20 protein-coding genes are annotated in these 15,989 nt (G+C 61.1%); 8 read left to right on the plus strand and 12 right to left on the minus strand.

What is annotated here, in order from left to right; genetic code table 11:
* Positions 1–67 precede the first annotated feature (67 nt).
* The 5 genes from BUC24_RS05225 to BUC24_RS05245 form a co-directional block, all read right to left on the minus strand.
* On the minus strand, positions 68–511 hold the full coding sequence (locus tag BUC24_RS05225) for a DUF6368 family protein (RefSeq protein WP_073213041.1): 444 nt from the start codon (positions 509–511) through the stop codon (positions 68–70).
* A gap of 108 nt (positions 512–619) precedes the next feature.
* On the minus strand, positions 620–1,420 hold the full coding sequence (locus BUC24_RS05230; RefSeq protein WP_143167393.1) for a hypothetical protein: 801 nt from the start codon (positions 1,418–1,420) through the stop codon (positions 620–622).
* Positions 1,421–1,568: 148 nt separating this feature from the next.
* Positions 1,569–1,871, minus strand: a complete 303-nt coding sequence (locus tag BUC24_RS05235) for a YciI family protein (RefSeq protein WP_073213043.1) — start codon at positions 1,869–1,871, stop codon at positions 1,569–1,571.
* 102 nt (positions 1,872–1,973) lie between these two features.
* Positions 1,974–2,426, minus strand: a complete 453-nt coding sequence (locus BUC24_RS05240) for an RDD family protein (protein WP_083598717.1) — start codon at positions 2,424–2,426, stop codon at positions 1,974–1,976.
* A gap of 109 nt (positions 2,427–2,535) precedes the next feature.
* The gene (locus tag BUC24_RS05245) at positions 2,536–3,060 is read right to left on the minus strand and encodes a PaaI family thioesterase (RefSeq protein ID WP_073213044.1); all 525 of its coding nucleotides are present in this window, start codon (positions 3,058–3,060) and stop codon (positions 2,536–2,538) included.
* A gap of 84 nt (positions 3,061–3,144) precedes the next feature.
* Between BUC24_RS05245 and BUC24_RS05250 the strand changes: the two genes are divergently transcribed.
* The 3 genes from BUC24_RS05250 to BUC24_RS05260 are packed head-to-tail and all read left to right on the plus strand — an operon-like array spanning position 3,145 to position 5,158.
* Positions 3,145–3,609: a MarR family winged helix-turn-helix transcriptional regulator gene (locus BUC24_RS05250; RefSeq protein ID WP_073213045.1), complete on the plus strand. Its 465-nt coding sequence runs from the start codon at positions 3,145–3,147 to the stop codon at positions 3,607–3,609.
* Positions 3,593–4,846, plus strand: a complete 1,254-nt coding sequence (locus BUC24_RS05255; RefSeq protein WP_073213046.1) for an MFS transporter — start codon at positions 3,593–3,595, stop codon at positions 4,844–4,846. The genes BUC24_RS05250 and BUC24_RS05255 overlap by 17 nt, the downstream gene beginning before the upstream one ends.
* 3 nt (positions 4,847–4,849) lie before the next feature.
* On the plus strand, positions 4,850–5,158 hold the full coding sequence (locus BUC24_RS05260; protein WP_073213047.1) for a hypothetical protein: 309 nt from the start codon (positions 4,850–4,852) through the stop codon (positions 5,156–5,158).
* Here the strand turns inward: BUC24_RS05260 and BUC24_RS05265 are convergent.
* On the minus strand, positions 5,155–6,060 hold the full coding sequence (locus BUC24_RS05265) for a LysR family transcriptional regulator (protein WP_073214813.1): 906 nt from the start codon (positions 6,058–6,060) through the stop codon (positions 5,155–5,157). The genes BUC24_RS05260 and BUC24_RS05265 overlap by 4 nt on opposite strands.
* A gap of 106 nt (positions 6,061–6,166) precedes the next feature.
* Between BUC24_RS05265 and BUC24_RS05270 the strand changes: the two genes are divergently transcribed.
* The 3 genes from BUC24_RS05270 to BUC24_RS05280 all read left to right on the plus strand — a co-directional run bounded on the left by BUC24_RS05270 (position 6,167) and on the right by BUC24_RS05280 (position 7,867).
* A complete protein-coding gene (locus BUC24_RS05270; protein WP_073213048.1) occupies positions 6,167–6,805 on the plus strand; it encodes an NAD(P)-dependent oxidoreductase in 639 nt (212 codons plus the stop codon).
* Positions 6,806–6,908: 103 nt separating this feature from the next.
* Positions 6,909–7,460: an NADPH-dependent FMN reductase gene (locus tag BUC24_RS05275; RefSeq protein WP_073213049.1), complete on the plus strand. Its 552-nt coding sequence runs from the start codon at positions 6,909–6,911 to the stop codon at positions 7,458–7,460.
* A complete protein-coding gene (locus BUC24_RS05280; protein WP_373887969.1) occupies positions 7,457–7,867 on the plus strand; it encodes a VOC family protein in 411 nt (136 codons plus the stop codon). Before BUC24_RS05275 ends, BUC24_RS05280 begins: the two co-directional genes overlap by 4 nt.
* A 12-nt stretch (positions 7,868–7,879) precedes the next feature.
* Here BUC24_RS05280 and BUC24_RS05285 read toward each other — a convergent pair whose 3' ends face one another.
* Entirely contained in the window at positions 7,880–8,665 is a 786-nt protein-coding gene (locus tag BUC24_RS05285) for a hypothetical protein (RefSeq protein ID WP_073213051.1), read from the minus strand.
* 320 nt (positions 8,666–8,985) lie between these two features.
* Here BUC24_RS05285 and BUC24_RS05290 point away from each other — a divergent pair, with 320 nt between their 5' ends.
* A complete protein-coding gene (locus BUC24_RS05290) occupies positions 8,986–9,669 on the plus strand; it encodes a phasin family protein (protein ID WP_073213052.1) in 684 nt (227 codons plus the stop codon).
* 61 nt (positions 9,670–9,730) lie between these two features.
* Here BUC24_RS05290 and BUC24_RS05295 read toward each other — a convergent pair whose 3' ends face one another.
* The 3 genes from BUC24_RS05295 to BUC24_RS05305 all read right to left on the minus strand — a co-directional run bounded on the left by BUC24_RS05295 (position 9,731) and on the right by BUC24_RS05305 (position 12,844).
* A complete protein-coding gene (locus BUC24_RS05295) occupies positions 9,731–10,942 on the minus strand; it encodes an acyltransferase family protein (RefSeq protein WP_073213053.1) in 1,212 nt (403 codons plus the stop codon).
* 106 nt (positions 10,943–11,048) lie between these two features.
* The gene (locus BUC24_RS05300; protein WP_073213054.1) at positions 11,049–11,759 is read right to left on the minus strand and encodes a LytR/AlgR family response regulator transcription factor; all 711 of its coding nucleotides are present in this window, start codon (positions 11,757–11,759) and stop codon (positions 11,049–11,051) included.
* Positions 11,747–12,844 carry a sensor histidine kinase gene (locus BUC24_RS05305; RefSeq protein ID WP_229448037.1) on the minus strand — a complete coding sequence of 366 codons (1,098 nt, stop codon included), beginning with the start codon at positions 12,842–12,844 and terminating at the stop codon, positions 11,747–11,749. Before BUC24_RS05305 ends, BUC24_RS05300 begins: the two co-directional genes overlap by 13 nt.
* A 143-nt stretch (positions 12,845–12,987) precedes the next feature.
* Between BUC24_RS05305 and BUC24_RS05310 the strand changes: the two genes are divergently transcribed.
* A complete protein-coding gene (locus BUC24_RS05310; RefSeq protein ID WP_073213055.1) occupies positions 12,988–13,548 on the plus strand; it encodes a YdeI/OmpD-associated family protein in 561 nt (186 codons plus the stop codon).
* A 6-nt stretch (positions 13,549–13,554) separates the two neighbouring features.
* On the opposite strand, the gene BUC24_RS05315 is transcribed toward BUC24_RS05310, so the two are convergent.
* Together BUC24_RS05315 and BUC24_RS05320 are read right to left on the minus strand one after the other, a co-directional pair.
* Positions 13,555–14,529 carry an FHA domain-containing protein gene (locus BUC24_RS05315; protein ID WP_073213056.1) on the minus strand — a complete coding sequence of 325 codons (975 nt, stop codon included), beginning with the start codon at positions 14,527–14,529 and terminating at the stop codon, positions 13,555–13,557.
* Entirely contained in the window at positions 14,526–15,947 is a 1,422-nt protein-coding gene (locus BUC24_RS05320) for a S1 family peptidase (protein ID WP_073213057.1), read from the minus strand. Before BUC24_RS05320 ends, BUC24_RS05315 begins: the two co-directional genes overlap by 4 nt.
* Positions 15,948–15,989: the final 42 nt, after the last annotated feature.

A 15,989-nucleotide genomic window follows, 5' to 3' on the forward strand; every position in this document is an offset into this window, starting at 1 on the left:
CCCGCTACATTTTTGGCGAAGCTTCCGATGTCCGGTGCTGGCCGTATAGAGCCTGTAAATGCGGGCTTCAATTTATCATCCGGAACTTTGGATGACCAATCCAATGATAAAGAAACTCGGGGGTGACGTAGTCGCCATACGCACCTTCGAATCGCCCCTCCATGACTAAAATGCCGTCATCAGCGAGCGACTTGATGTGGCCGCCCAATGCAATCACACCGTCGAGTTTCTGTGCAATACGCGCCACGAGCATTGCAAGATAGGCTTCTGATACAGTTCCACGGCACATAGCGCAAAAACCGACTACGCCACGAGGATTCAACCCCAAAATATCGAGCGCCAGCTCTTCCTCGTCGGCAGTCCCGTCGTACCAAACAAACGGTTGTCCTGCAACCCAGAAGGACTTCCCCTCAACGGCAGAGGCCGCTGTTTGAATATAGCTTTCAATCAGCTCACGCTCGCGGTCGGAAATCGATTGACGCAGCAACACTTCTGCGGTGGCGCCTGCCATATTGAGCCATTAACCTGTTTTGATGAAAAAATTGTTTGAATTTTTACGGCCGTCAACGTCCGCTGTTGGCCGATGGCAGACTACCACGAAGATTCAGCTTCGGTCCAACTAGTCAACCCATTCAATTGTCTTGAACTCGCCGTCACGCTCGAAAAAACTTTTCTTCAACCCAATGGCGCGTACAGCGCCGCCGTAGGCGATCAGCTGCTTCACGTCTGGATAGGCGTCGCCCTCAAGTAAACGCACCTCGGTGATCGGATGAAGCTTACTTTCCGCAATGAGCGCAGCCTTTAAACCTTCTGCAGACATGGACTTGCCTCGCCAGTTGAAATTGCCCGATTCTTCTGCGGTAATTTCAACGATCGGACTAATCTCGTCTGCCGCAAGTATCTCTGCTGTCCTACGCGTGAACGTGCCTGACAGCCCATATGCAAACGTCTTGTCCTCGTCCGATGACGGACTCGTAACATTATTGACGACTCTGGAATAGGCAACGCGCAGTGTATTTTCGGACTGGGATGTGATGCCCAAGATCCAGGTTTCTACCCACACATCCTCGTCGCTTTTGCCGGAATTGGTACCTTGAACGACCGCATTGCCCCGGTCGACAGAAACGCGGAACAGTCCAGGCATCGTCTCCTTCCACACACCATTCTTCTTTTGAAATTCCACCTTGGCTTTGGCGTCATCCAGCGTTAGTCTGATAGCAAGTGTTCTGTGTTCGGAAGTCGAACTCGTGCCAGATAACACCCCGGTCCACTGTCCTTTGAGACGCGCATCGTTGGGCGCTTCACGCGCTGCAGCCGGACTTGAAGTAGCGGCGATCTTTGAAACTGGCGAGGTGAGCACTTCTTCTGCGCAAACTACGCCTGACCAAAGAACGAGTGCAATAGAAAGTATTTTTTTCATTTTGTCGTTATGTACGTTTTTCTTAGAGGGCTTGATAGGGGGCGCAGTACAACGCTGAATGGCATCACTGCCGTGGCGGTTGGCATGGTTAGCGAGCGCGCCTGGCTGAATGCGGTCTCATACTCTAGCGCCTGAAAGTGACGCGCGCTCAGTCGCGCACGAGCAAGCGAATTTCGACCGTGCCGCCGGCCGCGTGCGTCGGGTTGCCCTGTAAGAAGTGCTGCGCTGCCTGAATACTGTCGGCGCGCACAAGCAGATAGCCGGTCACCTTGCCATTGGCGTCGCGCTCCGTGCAATCTTTCTGAACGAGGATGCCAGCGCCGATGGCGCTGCCGCCATCAAAGCAGCCTGACGATCGCAGGCTTGCCAGGTAAGTGTGCCAACGCTGCGCATCATTGGCGATGGCAGCATCGTTGACATCGTTATGCATGAACAGGATGTATTGATTCATCTGCGCGGTCTCGTCGTCGGTTCGCCTGGCTGGGAAGCTGTTGCGAGTATGGCGCGACTTTGCTGGATGTTCAATCTTTTCCGGCGCCGCGTAGGCGTCGGCTTAGCGGGTGCGAATCACGACCGTCTTGGCAACCTCGTCATGCCAGCCGCGATCGCCAAAATAGGAAAACGCTTCGAACGGAATGAAACGGGAAAGGGTGCGTTTCATGATCGTGCCGAATCCCGGAACGCCGCCGGTCTCGGTCATGACCTTGGTGCCGAGGATGAATTTGCCGGGTGTGCGGGCCCAGATGGATTCGAACGCTGCGTAATAAACGATGAACAGTGCCACCGAAAACAGAAAACCGTTCCATGCTTGAATTGCTGCAATGGCTGCCGGGCCGATCAGTGCGGCAATGAAGCCGCAGACAAATGCAGCCAGCGTATAGAAAAAGTAGTCGATCAAGAAGGTGAAGAAGCGGATCCACTTGCTCGCCTGGCGCAATTGTTCGACATCGGCGGGCGCGTCAGCCAAGGCGGTGGGGGACTGGTAAGGGTTGAATTGCGCGGTCATATATTTGCGGAAGGATTAAATGCTAATAGGTAATTATAATTTACCCAATTCAATCTTTAGGCATTGAACAAAAATAAACCATATCGACGCAACATAACCCTGCGCTGCCTCAGATATCGAAGATCAGGCAGGTGGTGGTCGCGAACGCATATAACTTGCCATTGGCATCGGTGATGCGGCCTTCAGCAATGCCAACCTGGCCGCCCACGCTGACCACCTTCGCTTCGGCCCGCACTGGCCCTGTTTTGTCCGTCATTGCGCGGATATAGTTCACCTTCAGTTCCAGGGTTGTATAGCCTTTACCGGCAGGCAGCATGGAATGGATGGAGCAGCCGACCGCAGTGTCCAGCAGGGTGGCGGCGTAGCCTCCATGCACCACGCCGCTGGGATTGTAATGCGCCAGCGAGGGCAAGCCCTGGAATACCACCACGCCCGGTTCGACGGAAATTGGCGTGATATCGAGCAGCTCGGCGATGGGCGCCGGGGGCAGGGCGCCGCTGCCTATGTCCTTCAAAAACGCGATGCCGGTGCGCGAACGCAGCGCTTCCCGGTCGGCCACGCCCGGCGCGGCCAGCCCGGCACGCATGGCGGCTGCTTCGTCGAGCCATTGCTGGCGCTTGTCCTCTTGCTCCATTTTCCATCCTTTCTGACGGTGTTGAACACAAAGCGTGTAGATACACTATAATCCAATTCATCAGATATGTGTAACTGCACCTAAATGCACGACCTCCTCGAAAAACCGCTCGGTTGTACCTGCTTCAAGTTGCGCAAGCTGACGCGGGCCATGTCGCGTCTGTACGACCAGCACATGGCCACCGTCGGTCTGAAAACCACCCAGTACAGCCTGCTGGTCAATGCCGCCCGCGCGGCCCGCCCGGTGGCCGAGCTGGCCGACACGCTCGGAATGGAGCGCACCACGCTCACGCGCAACCTCAAGCCGCTGCTGGAAGCCGGCTTTGTCGTCCTCATGCCCGGTGCCGACAGCCGCCAGCGCATCGTCACCATCACCCCGGCCGGGCGCGCAAAAGTGGAGCAGGCCTACGTGGTCTGGCGCGCCGCGCAAACCGAATTCGAAAAGCTGATGGGCCGCGATGCCGTACGCGCGCTCAATCAGCAGCTGGAAACCACCATGACCCAACTTGGCCCTTTGCTCGAGGAAGCACACCATGCACACACAGAATGAAATGTCGCCACGCGCCGCGTGGATGCTGATCCTGGCCGCCTCGGCGATCTTGATGATCACCATGGGCGCGCGCCTGACCACGGGCTTGTTCATGTCACCGATTAACACGTCCACCGGCCTTGGCATCGCGTCGATCAGTTTTGCCATGGCCATTGGCCAGTTCGTGTGGGGCGCGGCGCAGCCGGTGTTTGGCGCCGTGGCCGACAAATGGGGCTCGGCCAAGGTGATCATTCTGGGCGCCTTGCTGCTGGCCGGCGGCACCGCGCTGACGCCCTTCGTCAACTCGCAGTGGAGCCTGATCGTGTGCATGGGCATTCTCAGCGCCGCGGGGGCGGGGGCGGGCAGTTTTTCGATTCTGATTGGCGCCACCGCACAACGGCTGCCGGCCGCGCGCCGTCCGTTCGCAGCGGGCTTCATCAACGCGGGCGGCTCCTTCGGCCAGTTCGTGTTCGCGCCGCTCATGCAAGCCATTATCAGCAGCGCAGGCTGGGTGATGGCGATGCTGACCATGGCCGCGACCACCTTGCTCACCATTCCTCTGGCCTGGCCGCTGCGCCGCAATGCGGGGCTGGCCAAGGCGGATCCTGCCGCACCTGCAAAACCGGTCGAGGCGCCTGGCATCGGCCTGGGCCAGCAGATCAAGATAGCGCTGCGCGACCCCAGTTACCTGTTCCTGCATGCCGGCTTTTTTACCTGCGGCTTTCACATCGCCTTCCTGGTAACGCACTTGCCGAACGAAGTCGCGCTGTGCAATCTGCCGGCCGGCGTGTCTGCCGCTTCGCTGGCACTGATCGGTTTATTTAATATCGCTGGCAGCCTGACGGCCGGTGCGCTGTCGACCCGCTACCGCATGAAATCTCTGCTGGCGCTGATGTATGCCAGCCGCGCCGTGATCATCGTGCTGTATCTACTGGCACCCAAAACCGCGCTGACGTTCTACATCTTTGCCGGCGCGCTTGGTTTCACCTGGCTGGCCACGGTGCCGCCAACAGCGGGCCTGGTGGGCAAACTGTTCGGCATGCGCTACTTGTCCACGCTGTTCGGTCTGACCTTGCTGTCGCACCAGATCGGCGGCTTCCTCGGTGCCTGGCTGGGCGGCCTGTCGTTCGTCACCTACGGCGACTACACCTGGATGTGGTACGCCGACATTGTGCTGGCCGTTGGTGCGGCCCTGATCAATTTGCCGATCCGCGAGGCGCATGTGGTGCGCGCACCCGCCGCGCTGGCCAAGGCGTAGGCGATGGCGCGCGATACCTATGCCTACCGCGAGGTGGCGGTCGAATCGTTTGTGGACCCGCGCAGCGGCGTGCTGCGCATCCGGCCGATGGCAGGGCAGGCATTCGCGCCCAGCCTGAAGGTGCATTGCGCGCGCAGTCTGAGCGATGCCGCGCTGCACCCGCCCGGCACGCGCTTTCTGGTGTCGGCCAAGCTGACCGACCGCCTGGGCGGCGAGCCGTTTCTGTATGTGTACCACGGCGATCCGGTCATGGTCATGACGGCCGCCGAGGCGAAGAAATTCCTGGCCGAGTTCCGGCGCGGCCGCATCTAGCGCCGTGCGAGATAGGTGCGGTAGAAATCAATAAACGCGCGCACTTTGGCTGGTACATGACGGCCCGGTGGCAGAACCGCATACACGCCGCCTTTCTGCAGTGACCATGCCGGCAGCAGCTTCACCAGGCGACCGGCCGCGAGCGATTCCTTCATCGTCATCTCTTCCAGCGCGCTGATGCCGGCGCCGTGTTCAATCAAGGCCAGCAAGGCACTGGGCGCGTCGACCTGCATGCGCGACTGCATATGCACCGTCACGTCCTTGCCATCGGCATGGCTGAATTTCCAGGTCAGCGGCGTTGGCAGTAGCGACAGGGCGAGCCAGTCGAGTTGGGCCAGATGTTCCGGCCGTTTCGGCTTGCCGCGCCGTTTTACATACTCGGGCGAGGCCACCACGAATTGCGAAAACTCGCGCAGCTTGATGGCGCGCTGGGTCGAGTCGCGCAACCACCCCATCCGAAATGCCAGGTCGATGCCTTCTGCCACCATGTCGGCCACTTTGTCGCCGGTACGCAGGTCGATTTGCAGGCGTGGGTGCAGGGCGGCAAACTCCACCAGCGCCGGCCCCACGGATTGCGCGGCCTGTAGCGCCGTGGTGGTAATGCGCAGCATGCCGGACAGCTCGCCCTGGTCGTTGCCAGCTTCGGCCAGCGCGTCGGACAGGCCACGCAACAGCGGCTGGCACTGGGCAATCAGCGCGCGCCCGGCGTCGGTCAAGCTCACCTGGCGCGTGGTGCGGGTGAACAGCGCCACTCCCAGCTGGCGTTCCAGACGTGCGATCTGCACGCTGATCTTGGCCTTGGCCACGCCCAGGCGGTCGGCCGCGCCAGTAAAGCTGCCCGCTTCCACCACACAGTCGAAGTAGGTCAGGCTGTTGAGGTCAATCTGATCCGGTAGCGGCATGGTCATTGATAAGGAAATAAGAACAATGAATTATCATTCTTGCAGTTTATCTTATCAATGGCCAATGTCATGATGCGTGCCATACCAACCACATCAGGAGCATTGCATGAACATTGTATTGATTGGCGCCAGCGGCTTTATCGGCACTGCGCTGCGCAACGAAGCGCTGGCACGTGGCCACAGCGTCACCGCGCTGGTGACCCGCCCCGAAAAGATCGCAGCCCAGGCCAATCTGACCGTCGTGGCCAGCGACGTGATGGATGTGCAAAAGCTCAGCGCGCAGCTGCACGGCTTCGACGCCGCGATTGCCGCTTTCAGTGGCCACGCGCAAAGCGAGGTCCTTGACTATTACCTGACCGGGATCGGCAATATCATCACGGCCGCCAAGGAAGCGCGTGCGCCACACCTGCTGGTGGTCGGTGGCGCCGGTTCGCTCGAGGTGGCCCCTGGCCAGCTGGTGATCGACACGCCCGACTTCCCGCCGCAGTACAAGGCCACGGCGCAAGGAGCACTGCAGGCGCTTGAGATGCTGCGCCGCGAGACAGCGCTGAACTGGACCATGCTCAGCCCGTCCGCCGTCATAGCGCCCGGCCAGCGCACCGGCGTGTTCCGCACAGCCCTCGATCGCTTGCTGACCCGCGACGATGGCAGCAGCAGCATTTCGGTCGAAGACTATGCGGTCGCCATGATCGATGAACTGGAAGAGCCGGTCCACCCACGCAAACGCTTCACGGTCGGCTACTGATGCGAAGAGGGGTGTTCGCCGGTTCGAGCGAGGGCATGCAAAAATTGCTACTATCGGAGGTTGATGCTCCCGTCGAACCACCGCCCACCCCGAAAGGAATGCTATGGCCACGAGAAAGATCGCTGTCATCATCGGCAGTCTGCGCAAGGAATCGTTCAATCGCCGGGTTGCCAAGACCTTGATGCTGCTGGCGCCCACCCAGCTCGACATGGAAATCATCGAGATCGGCCAGCTGGCGATGTACAACCAGGACGATGATGATTCGCCGCCTCCCACCTACACCGAGTTCCGCGAGCGCATCCGCGCCGTCGACGGGGTGCTGTTCTGCACGCCCGAATACAACCGCTCCGTGCCGGCCGTGCTGAAAAACGCCATCGACGTCGGCTCGCGCCCCTACGGCGCCAGCGCCTGGAACGGCAAGCCGTGCGCGGTCATCAGCGCCTCGCCTGGCGCCTCGGGCGCGTTTGGCGCCAACCATCATTTGCGCCAGTCGCTGGTGTTTCTCAACATGCCCGCGATGCCGCAGCCGGAAGCCTACATCAGCAATATCGGCAAGCTGTACAGCGGCGATGATCTGACTGAGGACAGCACCAAGCAATTCTTGCAGAACTTTATCGATTCGTTCGCCACCTGGGTCGAGCGGCACGCCGACTGATGATCCGGATCCAGCACATCGACCACGTGGTGCTGCGCGTGGTCAATCTGAAGGCGATGCTGGCCTTCTACTGCGACGTGCTTGGCTGCACTGTGGAACGACGCCAGGACGAGATCGGCCTGGTGCAGCTGCGTGCTGGCACCTGCCTGCTTGACCTGGTGCCTGTCGACGGCAAGCTGGGGCGGGCAGGCGGCGCCGCGCCTGGCAGCGAGGGCCGCAATATGGACCATCTGTGTTTCCGCGTCGATCCTTACGATGAGGCCGCAATCCGCGCGCAACTGCTTGCCGCCGGCATCAATGCCGGTCCCGAAGCGTCGCGCTATGGCGCCGAAGGGGAAGGTCCATCCATCTATCTGAACGATCCCGAAGGCAATACCATTGAGTTGAAAGGCCCGCCGGCGCCTTAAGCGGGAACTTTTTCAGGCCCCCATTGCTGCTTGCGGCTGCTCACGAATGCGCTGTGGCTGCCGCGGCGCAGCATGCCGCGGGACAAGACACGCATCCTTTTCGATCCAGTAATTGAATTGACCAAAACTTGGCGTGGCGGCGGTGTCCCCGGTGCTGAAAAAATCTTCGATCATTTGCCGATAGGCACCACGCCTTGAAAACGCCCGGTGGGTGGCGGCGTAACGCGCCACTGCATCACGGAAGGTTTCGCGTACATCGTTACTGGCATTCATGCCCGGATGACCTTCCCCTTTGCGCGGGCGCCCCCGTTTGACATCGGGCCGCGAGCTGCGCGTCTTGCCGCGTCCACCCGAGTTTTTGTAGTCTGGCAGCAAGGCGTTGGCGTTCTGGCCGCGCTCCCAATAACGCCGCAAGTAGCGATAAACCGATGGGTAAGATATGCCGTGCAATTCCGCGTGGCGCAGCACCATGCCGCCGCGCGCGCTGGGCTGGTAGATGGCCGGCTCCTGCGTTACCAGGGTGCTGACCACGTCCCAGGCGCGTGCTTGCAGTTGCAAATGGCTGACTGGCAGATCGTCGGGACGGGCCTGGACCAGGTAGGGATCGACCAGCAACAGTTGTGCGCGGCCACTGTTGACATCCTCGACCAGCGAGCCCAGCGTGGCAATTTGCGGGTGCGCGCTTTTGGCATGCAATTCGAAGGTATAAGCGATCTTGTGCGCGGCGTCGATCCACAGGATGCGGACGGTCCGCTCACGCGGGAAAGTGTAGTGCAGCAAGTCATTTCGTAGCAGCATGGGTGCATCCTTCTCGCAATGGGTAGGCAATCCATTGCAATATCCGCGCCAGCAAAAATCCGCAGAAATCCCCCTTTTCACGCTTGCTTTTGGTGCGACGCAACAGTATCTGCACTAGATCGAACAGATGCTGTTGACGACATGAACACGTTTGAGCCAGATCAAACGTGGAGAGACTCACTCACCTAGCCTTGTAACTTGTGCTGGAGACGTCCTGTCGGGTTCGCCCGGGAACGTCGACAGGGCAGTGTTCCTATGCACTCGCAGCGGTTGCACCAATTCCGCATCCATTCAATAGCTCATTTAATCGAGGTAAATACATGTATCCATATTCCCAAGCCGTTACTCCTGCTGTGCGCACGCATCTGGACGCACAAATGGCGTTCTTCAACGACATGTCCAAATCGGTGTTCCGTTCATTCCAGCAGCTGTGCGACCTGAACATTCAACTGACCCAGACCATGCTGGAAGAAACCGCCATCACGGGTCAAAGCCTCATTACGGCAGACCGTCAGACCGACGTCATCAGCGCCACGGCAGCACGCGCTCAGCCCGCCACTGAAAAACTGCGCGCCTACCAGCAGCACATCTCGCGCGTGGCCGCTGACGCCCAGGTCGATCTGGCCCGCGTGACCGAGCAGCACGTGCAGGAAACCAGCCGTACCGCGCGCCAGCTGGCCGACGAAGTAGCCCGCGTCGCATCGGAAGAAACCGAACGCAGCATGCGTAACCAGCAGGAAACCATGCGCAAGTTCACCGATCCGTTCATGCAGGATGGTGCCCGCCGCAGCAACGGTGCCGAGTCGCGCGGTGGCGCCAGCATGCAAAGTGGCCAGTCGGGCAGCGCCCAGGGCGGCAGTGCCGGCTCCAGCCAGAGTGACAGCATCTCGGGCTCGCAGTCGGGTTCACAAGGTGGTTTGTCGGCAGCCGGTTCCAGCGGTTCAACTGCCGGCACCACGGGCAGCAAGTCGGGTGCCGGTGGCAGCGTTGGCAAAGGCGCCTAAGGGCAACTGAAGTGTCTTGATCCGGCCGGGCCGCGCATGTGGCCCGGCTTTTAGCAGCCCGTCAGCAACTTGCTGTGGCGGGCTGTTTGCTTTCCAAGCCGTCCTTCTGGGGACTTGGGCGGCGCCATGCCAGACCGAACAGGGGCCGCAGGACGGCGATTCGGCGAATGATCTCAAAGCTGCCAAAGCTGATGCACAAGGTCAGCACGATCAGAATCAGCCCTTCCGTGCCCGCGGCGATCTTGGCTGGTTTGATCAGGTGCGCCATCGAGACAATCAGGGTTTGATGCAAAATGTAGACAGGGAAGACCGCTTCCGTCAGGTAGGCGCGGCTTGCGCTGTCCCGGTTCAGGTGGCGCTTGGCAAAGCCACATACCGCGACAATGGCGCTCCATGCGCACAGCATGTACACCACGCGCATCAGCATGCGCCACTCTTCCAGCGCCGGGCGCAACGCCTCGGTGTCGAACAGCGAGTAGTAAATAATCAGCGCGCCCCATGACGACACCGCCAGGCCCAATGCGTGCCAGCGTGCCCCTTCCATCTGCTGCCACACGCCCTGACTGCGTGCAAACATCGCCCCCAGCACAAACGCGCACAAGGAGTTGGCGTGGTTGTACCAATCCCAGGTCAGGTTGTGCGTGATGGGAAACTGCGACGACAGCGCGATACGTAAGGCGCCCAGTACCAGTGCTGGCAGCACGATCAGTTTCCAGCCGGTCAGCGCGCCGCAGACACGGGCGGCAACTCGATCGAACCGTGTCCCGGCCAGCACAACGATTGCGCCCAGCAGCAGCGTGTACACCCACAGGTAGGCCACAAACCACAGGTGGTTCCAGGTGGGCAGGGTCAGGCATTCCTGCTCCTTGCAAAAGCCGTGGAAGGCGGACAGGTACAGGCGCATGAAGTCAGCATAACTGCCCTGGTAAGCGAATTTCTCGATCACTTCGAAATAGGGCTGGGGCGGGACAATCACCAGCATGCCGAAGATAAGTGGTACCAGCAGGCGCACACTGCGCTGACGGACGAAGCGGCCAGCGCCGATTTTGCTCAGCATGAAGCTGGACGCGACGCCCGAAATCAGGAACAGTAGGCTCAGACGCCATGGCGACGACAAGAGCATGAACGGTTCGATGGCATCGCTGGCGAAGGGGCTTTTTACGTGCCAGCCCCAGGTCACGTAGTACATGCCCACGTGGTAGACGATCAGCAGCATGAACGCAATGATGCGGACCCAGTCGAGGAAGAAAAGTCTTGTTTGTGGCGTTTGCATGGCATTGGCTCGTTAAGTGGAGAACAAGGCCAGCGTAAAACCTTGCGCCTGCCAGCGCGAGCCAAATGGGGCGAGACGGGCGCGCGCTGGGGCGAGTTGGACGCGCCTACAACTTTTCCAGCACTGCCGCCTTGTATTGCCGGCTGCACGGCACGCGCGCGCCACCGCGCAGCACCAGTTCGCAGTCGCCCTTGTCCAGCGCGACCACGCTCTCGATCCACGACAGCTGTACCGCGGCGCGCCGGTGGCAGCGGACAAAGCGCGGCCCCAGTTTGTCCACCAGCCCGGCCAGGGTCTGGCGCATCAGGGGTGCGCCGGCGGCGGTGTGCAGTACCACGTAATTGTCGGCCGTTTCAATCCACTGCACCTCGTCCACGCGCACCACACGGGTCACGCCGCGCTCCGTCACCAGCAATTGGGCGATCACATGGCCGCTGTCGAAGGACGCGGGTGTCGCCGGCGTCTGCAGGCGCTGGCGCACGCGCACCAGGGCCCGCTGCAGGCGCTCCCGGTCGTAGGGTTTGAGCAGGTAGTCGATGGCGTTGGCATCGAAAGCGCGGATCGCGTACTGATCGAAGGCGGTGGCAAACACGATCAGGGGCGCCGGGGCCGGCAGAGACGCTGCCAGTTCGATCCCGCTCACTTCCGGCATCTGGATGTCGAGGAACACCACGTCTGGTTTGAAGGCGGCGATCCGTTCCAGCGCTTCCACGCCGTCGCGCGCTTCATCCAGGGCGCTGACGTCCGCTTCCTGCTCCAGTAAGCGGCGCAGTTTGTCGCGCGCAGGGCGTTCGTCGTCGACGATCAGAATGCGCATGGGATCCTCATTGCGGCGCGTACGCCGGCTGGCTCGCGCTGCGACAGCGTGAGTGTCGCGCGCGCGCCGTACAGCACTTCCAGCCGTTCGCGCAGGTTGGACAGGCCGATGCCGGGTTTGCCGCTTGGTGCAAAGGTCCCGGTGTCATCGTCCAGCGTCACGCACAGCATGTCCGCGTCACGCACGATGGTAATCGTGACATGGGTGAGCTGACGGCGCTTTTCCACGGTGTGCTTGAAGACGTTTTCCAGCAGCGGCTGTATGCTCATGACGGGCAGCGTGCAGGCCAGGGTGTCGTCGCCGATCTGCCACTCGATCGCGACCCGGTCCGCATAGCGTTCCTGCATCACCCTTGCGTAGCCTTGCGCGAGGCGCAGCTCGGTCGACAGCGGTGCTTCGTGCAGGTCGCTGACATCGAGTGTGGTGCGCAGAACTTCGGCCAGCTGGATCAGGGTCGCGTCGGCCTTGTCGACGTCCGTGTGCATCAGTGACGAAATGGTGTTCAGGGCGTTGAACAGGAAGTGCGGCTGCATTTGCTGGGCCAGGCGCTGAAGCTGGGCCTGGCGCAGCAGGGCATTGGCGCGTTCGACACGCAGTTTTTCTTCCAGCAGCTGGTGGTAGGACAGAATGCCGAAGCGGATCAGGAAAAACAGGCTGACAAATACGCTCAGCTTGAGCGACTCGTACAGGAAGGTTTCGCCCCATGCCTCGTGCTGGTAGACTTGCCCCATCAGCGCGTACACCGCATGACGCATGCCGAAGGCAAGGGGGACGAAGGCGGTCCAGTACAGCGGCAGCCAGGCGAATTGCAGCGCGAACCAGCGTGCGGGGCGTGGCAGCAGGGCGGCGTCGTGGTGTTCGGTAAAGTGGCGCTGGATGAGCAGCAGCAGGGTTGCCGCCAGCATGGAGGAGGTTTCCCATAATATCGGCTGCCAGTAGGCGGTGCCGTCGTCACGTGCGTAATCCTGGACGGCGACGGCGACCATCATGATCCAGAACAGGAACCAGGCAAGGATGATGGCGGCGCGGGTGCGGTTCTGGGGCATGGGGGTGGCGGGAATGGGGAAGCGCTGATGATTGCGCATTCTGCAGGGGATGTCAAAGGTCGGTCACCCACCACATCGTCCTCGCGCAGGCGGGGACCCATAGCATGCTGACCGAATCCGGAAACGTGGAATGGGTCCCCGCCTTCGCGAGGACGATGTGGGGTTTTTTAAATGGAGCGGTAATGGATCCACTGAAATTCGATTCCCAGGCCGCATTCGCACAATGGCTGGCGGCCAATCACGACCGCTCCGACGGCGTCTTCCTGCTGCATGCCAAAAAAGGCAAGGGCGAAACCACGGTCAGCTATGACGAGGCGTTGGAAGTAGCCCTGTGCTTCGGCTGGATCGACGGCATGCGCAAAAGCGCGGGCGAGCAGTTCTTCATGCAGCGCTGGACCCCGCGCCGCGCACGCAGCATCTGGTCCAAGGTCAACCGTGACAAGGCGCTGCGCTACATCGAAGAAGGCCGCATGCAGCCAAGTGGCCTGGCGGAAGTCGAACGCGCACGCAAGGATGGCCGCTGGGACGCCGCCTACGATTCCGTCAGCAAGGCGCAAGTGCCGCCCGATCTGCAAGCCGCCATGGCCGCAGCCCCCGGTGCCGAAGCCTTCTTTGCCACCCTCAGTTCGCAGAACCGCTACGCAATCCTGTTCCGCATTCAAACGGCCAAAAAGCCTGAAACGCGGGCTCGCCGTATCGCCCAGTTCACCGCCATGCTGGTGCGCGGCGAAACGATCCACTAAGCTGAATCAATCGTCGTCGTCATCGCCGTTATCGCGGAATTTTTTGGTCCGTGCCACGTCAAGCTTTGCCTTCAGCGCGTTCACGTCGCCCATGAATTCGTCGACGCTATGGTCCGGACTGACCCGCACCGATGGCTGCAAAATGACCGACATGTACGGGCTGTCGGCCAACTGGCCGGTGCGCTGCTCATTGCCCATTAAGGTCAGCCCCGAGGCAAGAATGGCCAGAATCAGGGAGGTGATCGCAAAGCGCCGCGTGTGGTGCGGGCGCACCGTGTTCAGGTGATGGAACAGGGTGCCGGCCGCGATCAGAATCGCCACGTGCGAACTGTAACGGGTCAGGAATTCAAGCGAGAATGCATAGGCCACCAGGCTCGAAATGATCTTGAATGCGGTGACGGCGGTCAGGCCGCAGCCCAGTACAAACAGGTGGCGGCCCAGGCGTACGTGGCGCCCGAACAGACGATTGCCGAAGGCCCAGGCGCCAGCCCATACCAGCCCGCCGCCCATGCCGTAGGCCAGCGCCTGCAAATAGCGCACCAGCTGGAACGACTGGGTGTCCGACAGCCAGACCGTAAAGACGGCAAAAAAGCCGATCATCAACATGCCAACCAGGCCAGGCGCCAGTCCCTCCCAGCCGTGACGGGTGCGGTCCAGCAGTTCCGGCGCCACGGCGTAGTCTGCCCCGCGCACGCGCAAGGTGGTGTGGCCGATGCGGATCTCGGTATCGCCCGTCATCAGCAGCGTTGGATGACGCCGTCCGCGGTGAATCACACCATTTTTGGTGCCCAGATCGCGCAGCACCAGCGCACCGTCTTCACGTGCTTCAATCACGGCATGGTTCGGCGCTGCGTAAGCATCGTCGATGATGAAGTCGTTGTCGTAGCCACGGCCAAGGCGGATCGGCAGCGCGTCGACCTGGTGCCGGTGCAGCACGTCGCCATTCCGGGCCAGCATTTCAATGAAGTAGGGCGCGTTCATTTGCTGCCTCCACGTCCCAGTGCATCGAGGAAGGCGCGCGTGGTGCGCATGCCATTTTCGTAGGACACGCCCGATACATCGAGCCGGCTTTGCAAGCTGGCCTTGGCGTCGTCGGTGGTGGCGGTCAGCAGGGTGAAGTTGTACAGACCTTCAAATTTGCGGTAGGCCCGCACGCAGCTCACTGCGCGCAGCGGCAGCGTTTTGGTCTTGACGAACGACTCGGTGCAGATTGGCGAAGTCAGATGAGCGTCCTTGTTGTTGCCGAGATTGTCTGCCTTGAACAAGGTGCTGGCCAGGACCGCAAAGCGCACGGAATCGAGCGTGGTGGTGCGCACATACTGGTGCGTCATTGATACATGCCCGGTCTGCTGCGACTCCGACACAAAAATCGCCGACTCCATCGCACACGCCATGGTGTCAGCCGTGAAGGTGGCTTCGGCCTTGACGTTCGAGCGCCCCCAGCAGCGCACCTGATCCGACTCGCGCACCGGTACCAGGTAAGGCCCCATGCTCTTGATGGCCAGCGGCTTGTCGAGCAGACGGTCGATCATGGCTTTTTGATGCGCCAGCAGCTGCTGGCCGATCAAGGGATTGAAGTCCTTGGGCGCCACAGCTTGCGCGGCGACCTTGCGCAGCAGCTCCTGCGCGTAGCGGATCGGCACCAGGAAGCTGACCAGTTCCCCATCGCGCCGCTTCGATACGTTCACGCCAGCGACCGCGCCGCTGCCAGTTACGCTCGGACCGCCGCTCATGCCCGAGTTGATCGGGCCGGTGAACATCAGCTGGTCATAAAAGCTGCGGGTGATGACGCCATTGTAGGCGCCCTCGGAGATGGCAAAGCCCAGGTCCAGCGGATTGCCAAGGGAGTACAGGTACTGACCCTGGGTCAGTTTGACCAGGCGATCGGGGATGTCGAAAAAGCCGGTGCCCTTGCGGTTGATGCGCACCACGGCCAGGTCGTGCAGCACGTCCACGGCCAGCAGTTCGACCGGTCCGCGCTTGCCGTCGGTGTCGACGAATTCGCCCACGTACACATCTGGGTCGATCGCCATCTGCGACACCACATGGTAATTGGTCAGCACAAGATTGCTGGTGCCAACCATGAAGCCGGAGCCGACCGATGACTGGCTGCGCCCGTTCTTGAGCAGCATGCGAATTTGCAGCAGGTCGTCCTTGGCGGCCGAATAGAGCTTTTGCGCGGCCGTCGACGGTGGTGGCAGCGCCGCATTTTCTTCTTCTGGCGCGACTGGGGTGGCGGCGGGTGGCGCAACGGCGGCAGGCGGCAGAACAGGGGCAGACGGCGAGGGCGCCACCGGCTTGACCGGTGCGGCTTTGGCGGGCGGCGCAGGGCTTTGCGCCAGCGAGAACGCGGTGGCGCCAGCGAGCGACAGCAGAACCGCCATTTGAGAGAATTTCATGCCATCCTGACGTGGTAAGCGGGGTAGTACTTGCCCTTAGCT

Origin of the sequence: Massilia sp. CF038, from assembly GCF_900129765.1 — a bacterium.
Lineage (GTDB): Bacteria > Pseudomonadota > Gammaproteobacteria > Burkholderiales > Burkholderiaceae_D > Telluria_A.

Excerpts from the sequence above, each read along its gene's own strand:
- BUC24_RS05225 (WP_073213041.1), bottom strand. The coding sequence starts at position 511 with ATGGCAGGCGCCACCGCAGAAGTGTTGCTGCGTCAATCGATTTCCGAC.
- BUC24_RS05230 (WP_143167393.1), bottom strand. The coding sequence starts at position 1,420 with ATGAAAAAAATACTTTCTATTGCACTCGTTCTTTGGTCAGGCGTAGTT.
- BUC24_RS05235 (WP_073213043.1), bottom strand. The coding sequence starts at position 1,871 with ATGAATCAATACATCCTGTTCATGCATAACGATGTCAACGATGCTGCC.
- BUC24_RS05240 (WP_083598717.1), bottom strand. The coding sequence starts at position 2,426 with ATGACCGCGCAATTCAACCCTTACCAGTCCCCCACCGCCTTGGCTGAC.
- BUC24_RS05245 (WP_073213044.1), bottom strand. The coding sequence starts at position 3,060 with ATGGAGCAAGAGGACAAGCGCCAGCAATGGCTCGACGAAGCAGCCGCC.
- BUC24_RS05250 (WP_073213045.1), top strand. The coding sequence starts at position 3,145 with ATGCACGACCTCCTCGAAAAACCGCTCGGTTGTACCTGCTTCAAGTTG.
- BUC24_RS05255 (WP_073213046.1), top strand. The coding sequence starts at position 3,593 with ATGCACACACAGAATGAAATGTCGCCACGCGCCGCGTGGATGCTGATC.
- BUC24_RS05260 (WP_073213047.1), top strand. The coding sequence starts at position 4,850 with ATGGCGCGCGATACCTATGCCTACCGCGAGGTGGCGGTCGAATCGTTT.
- BUC24_RS05265 (WP_073214813.1), bottom strand. The coding sequence starts at position 6,060 with ATGCCGCTACCGGATCAGATTGACCTCAACAGCCTGACCTACTTCGAC.
- BUC24_RS05270 (WP_073213048.1), top strand. The coding sequence starts at position 6,167 with ATGAACATTGTATTGATTGGCGCCAGCGGCTTTATCGGCACTGCGCTG.
- BUC24_RS05275 (WP_073213049.1), top strand. The coding sequence starts at position 6,909 with ATGGCCACGAGAAAGATCGCTGTCATCATCGGCAGTCTGCGCAAGGAA.
- BUC24_RS05285 (WP_073213051.1), bottom strand. The coding sequence starts at position 8,665 with ATGCTGCTACGAAATGACTTGCTGCACTACACTTTCCCGCGTGAGCGG.
- BUC24_RS05290 (WP_073213052.1), top strand. The coding sequence starts at position 8,986 with ATGTATCCATATTCCCAAGCCGTTACTCCTGCTGTGCGCACGCATCTG.
- BUC24_RS05295 (WP_073213053.1), bottom strand. The coding sequence starts at position 10,942 with ATGCAAACGCCACAAACAAGACTTTTCTTCCTCGACTGGGTCCGCATC.
- BUC24_RS05300 (WP_073213054.1), bottom strand. The coding sequence starts at position 11,759 with ATGCGCATTCTGATCGTCGACGACGAACGCCCTGCGCGCGACAAACTG.
- BUC24_RS05305 (WP_229448037.1), bottom strand. The coding sequence starts at position 12,844 with ATGCGCAATCATCAGCGCTTCCCCATTCCCGCCACCCCCATGCCCCAG.
- BUC24_RS05310 (WP_073213055.1), top strand. The coding sequence starts at position 12,988 with ATGGATCCACTGAAATTCGATTCCCAGGCCGCATTCGCACAATGGCTG.
- BUC24_RS05315 (WP_073213056.1), bottom strand. The coding sequence starts at position 14,529 with ATGAACGCGCCCTACTTCATTGAAATGCTGGCCCGGAATGGCGACGTG.
- BUC24_RS05320 (WP_073213057.1), bottom strand. The coding sequence starts at position 15,947 with ATGAAATTCTCTCAAATGGCGGTTCTGCTGTCGCTCGCTGGCGCCACC.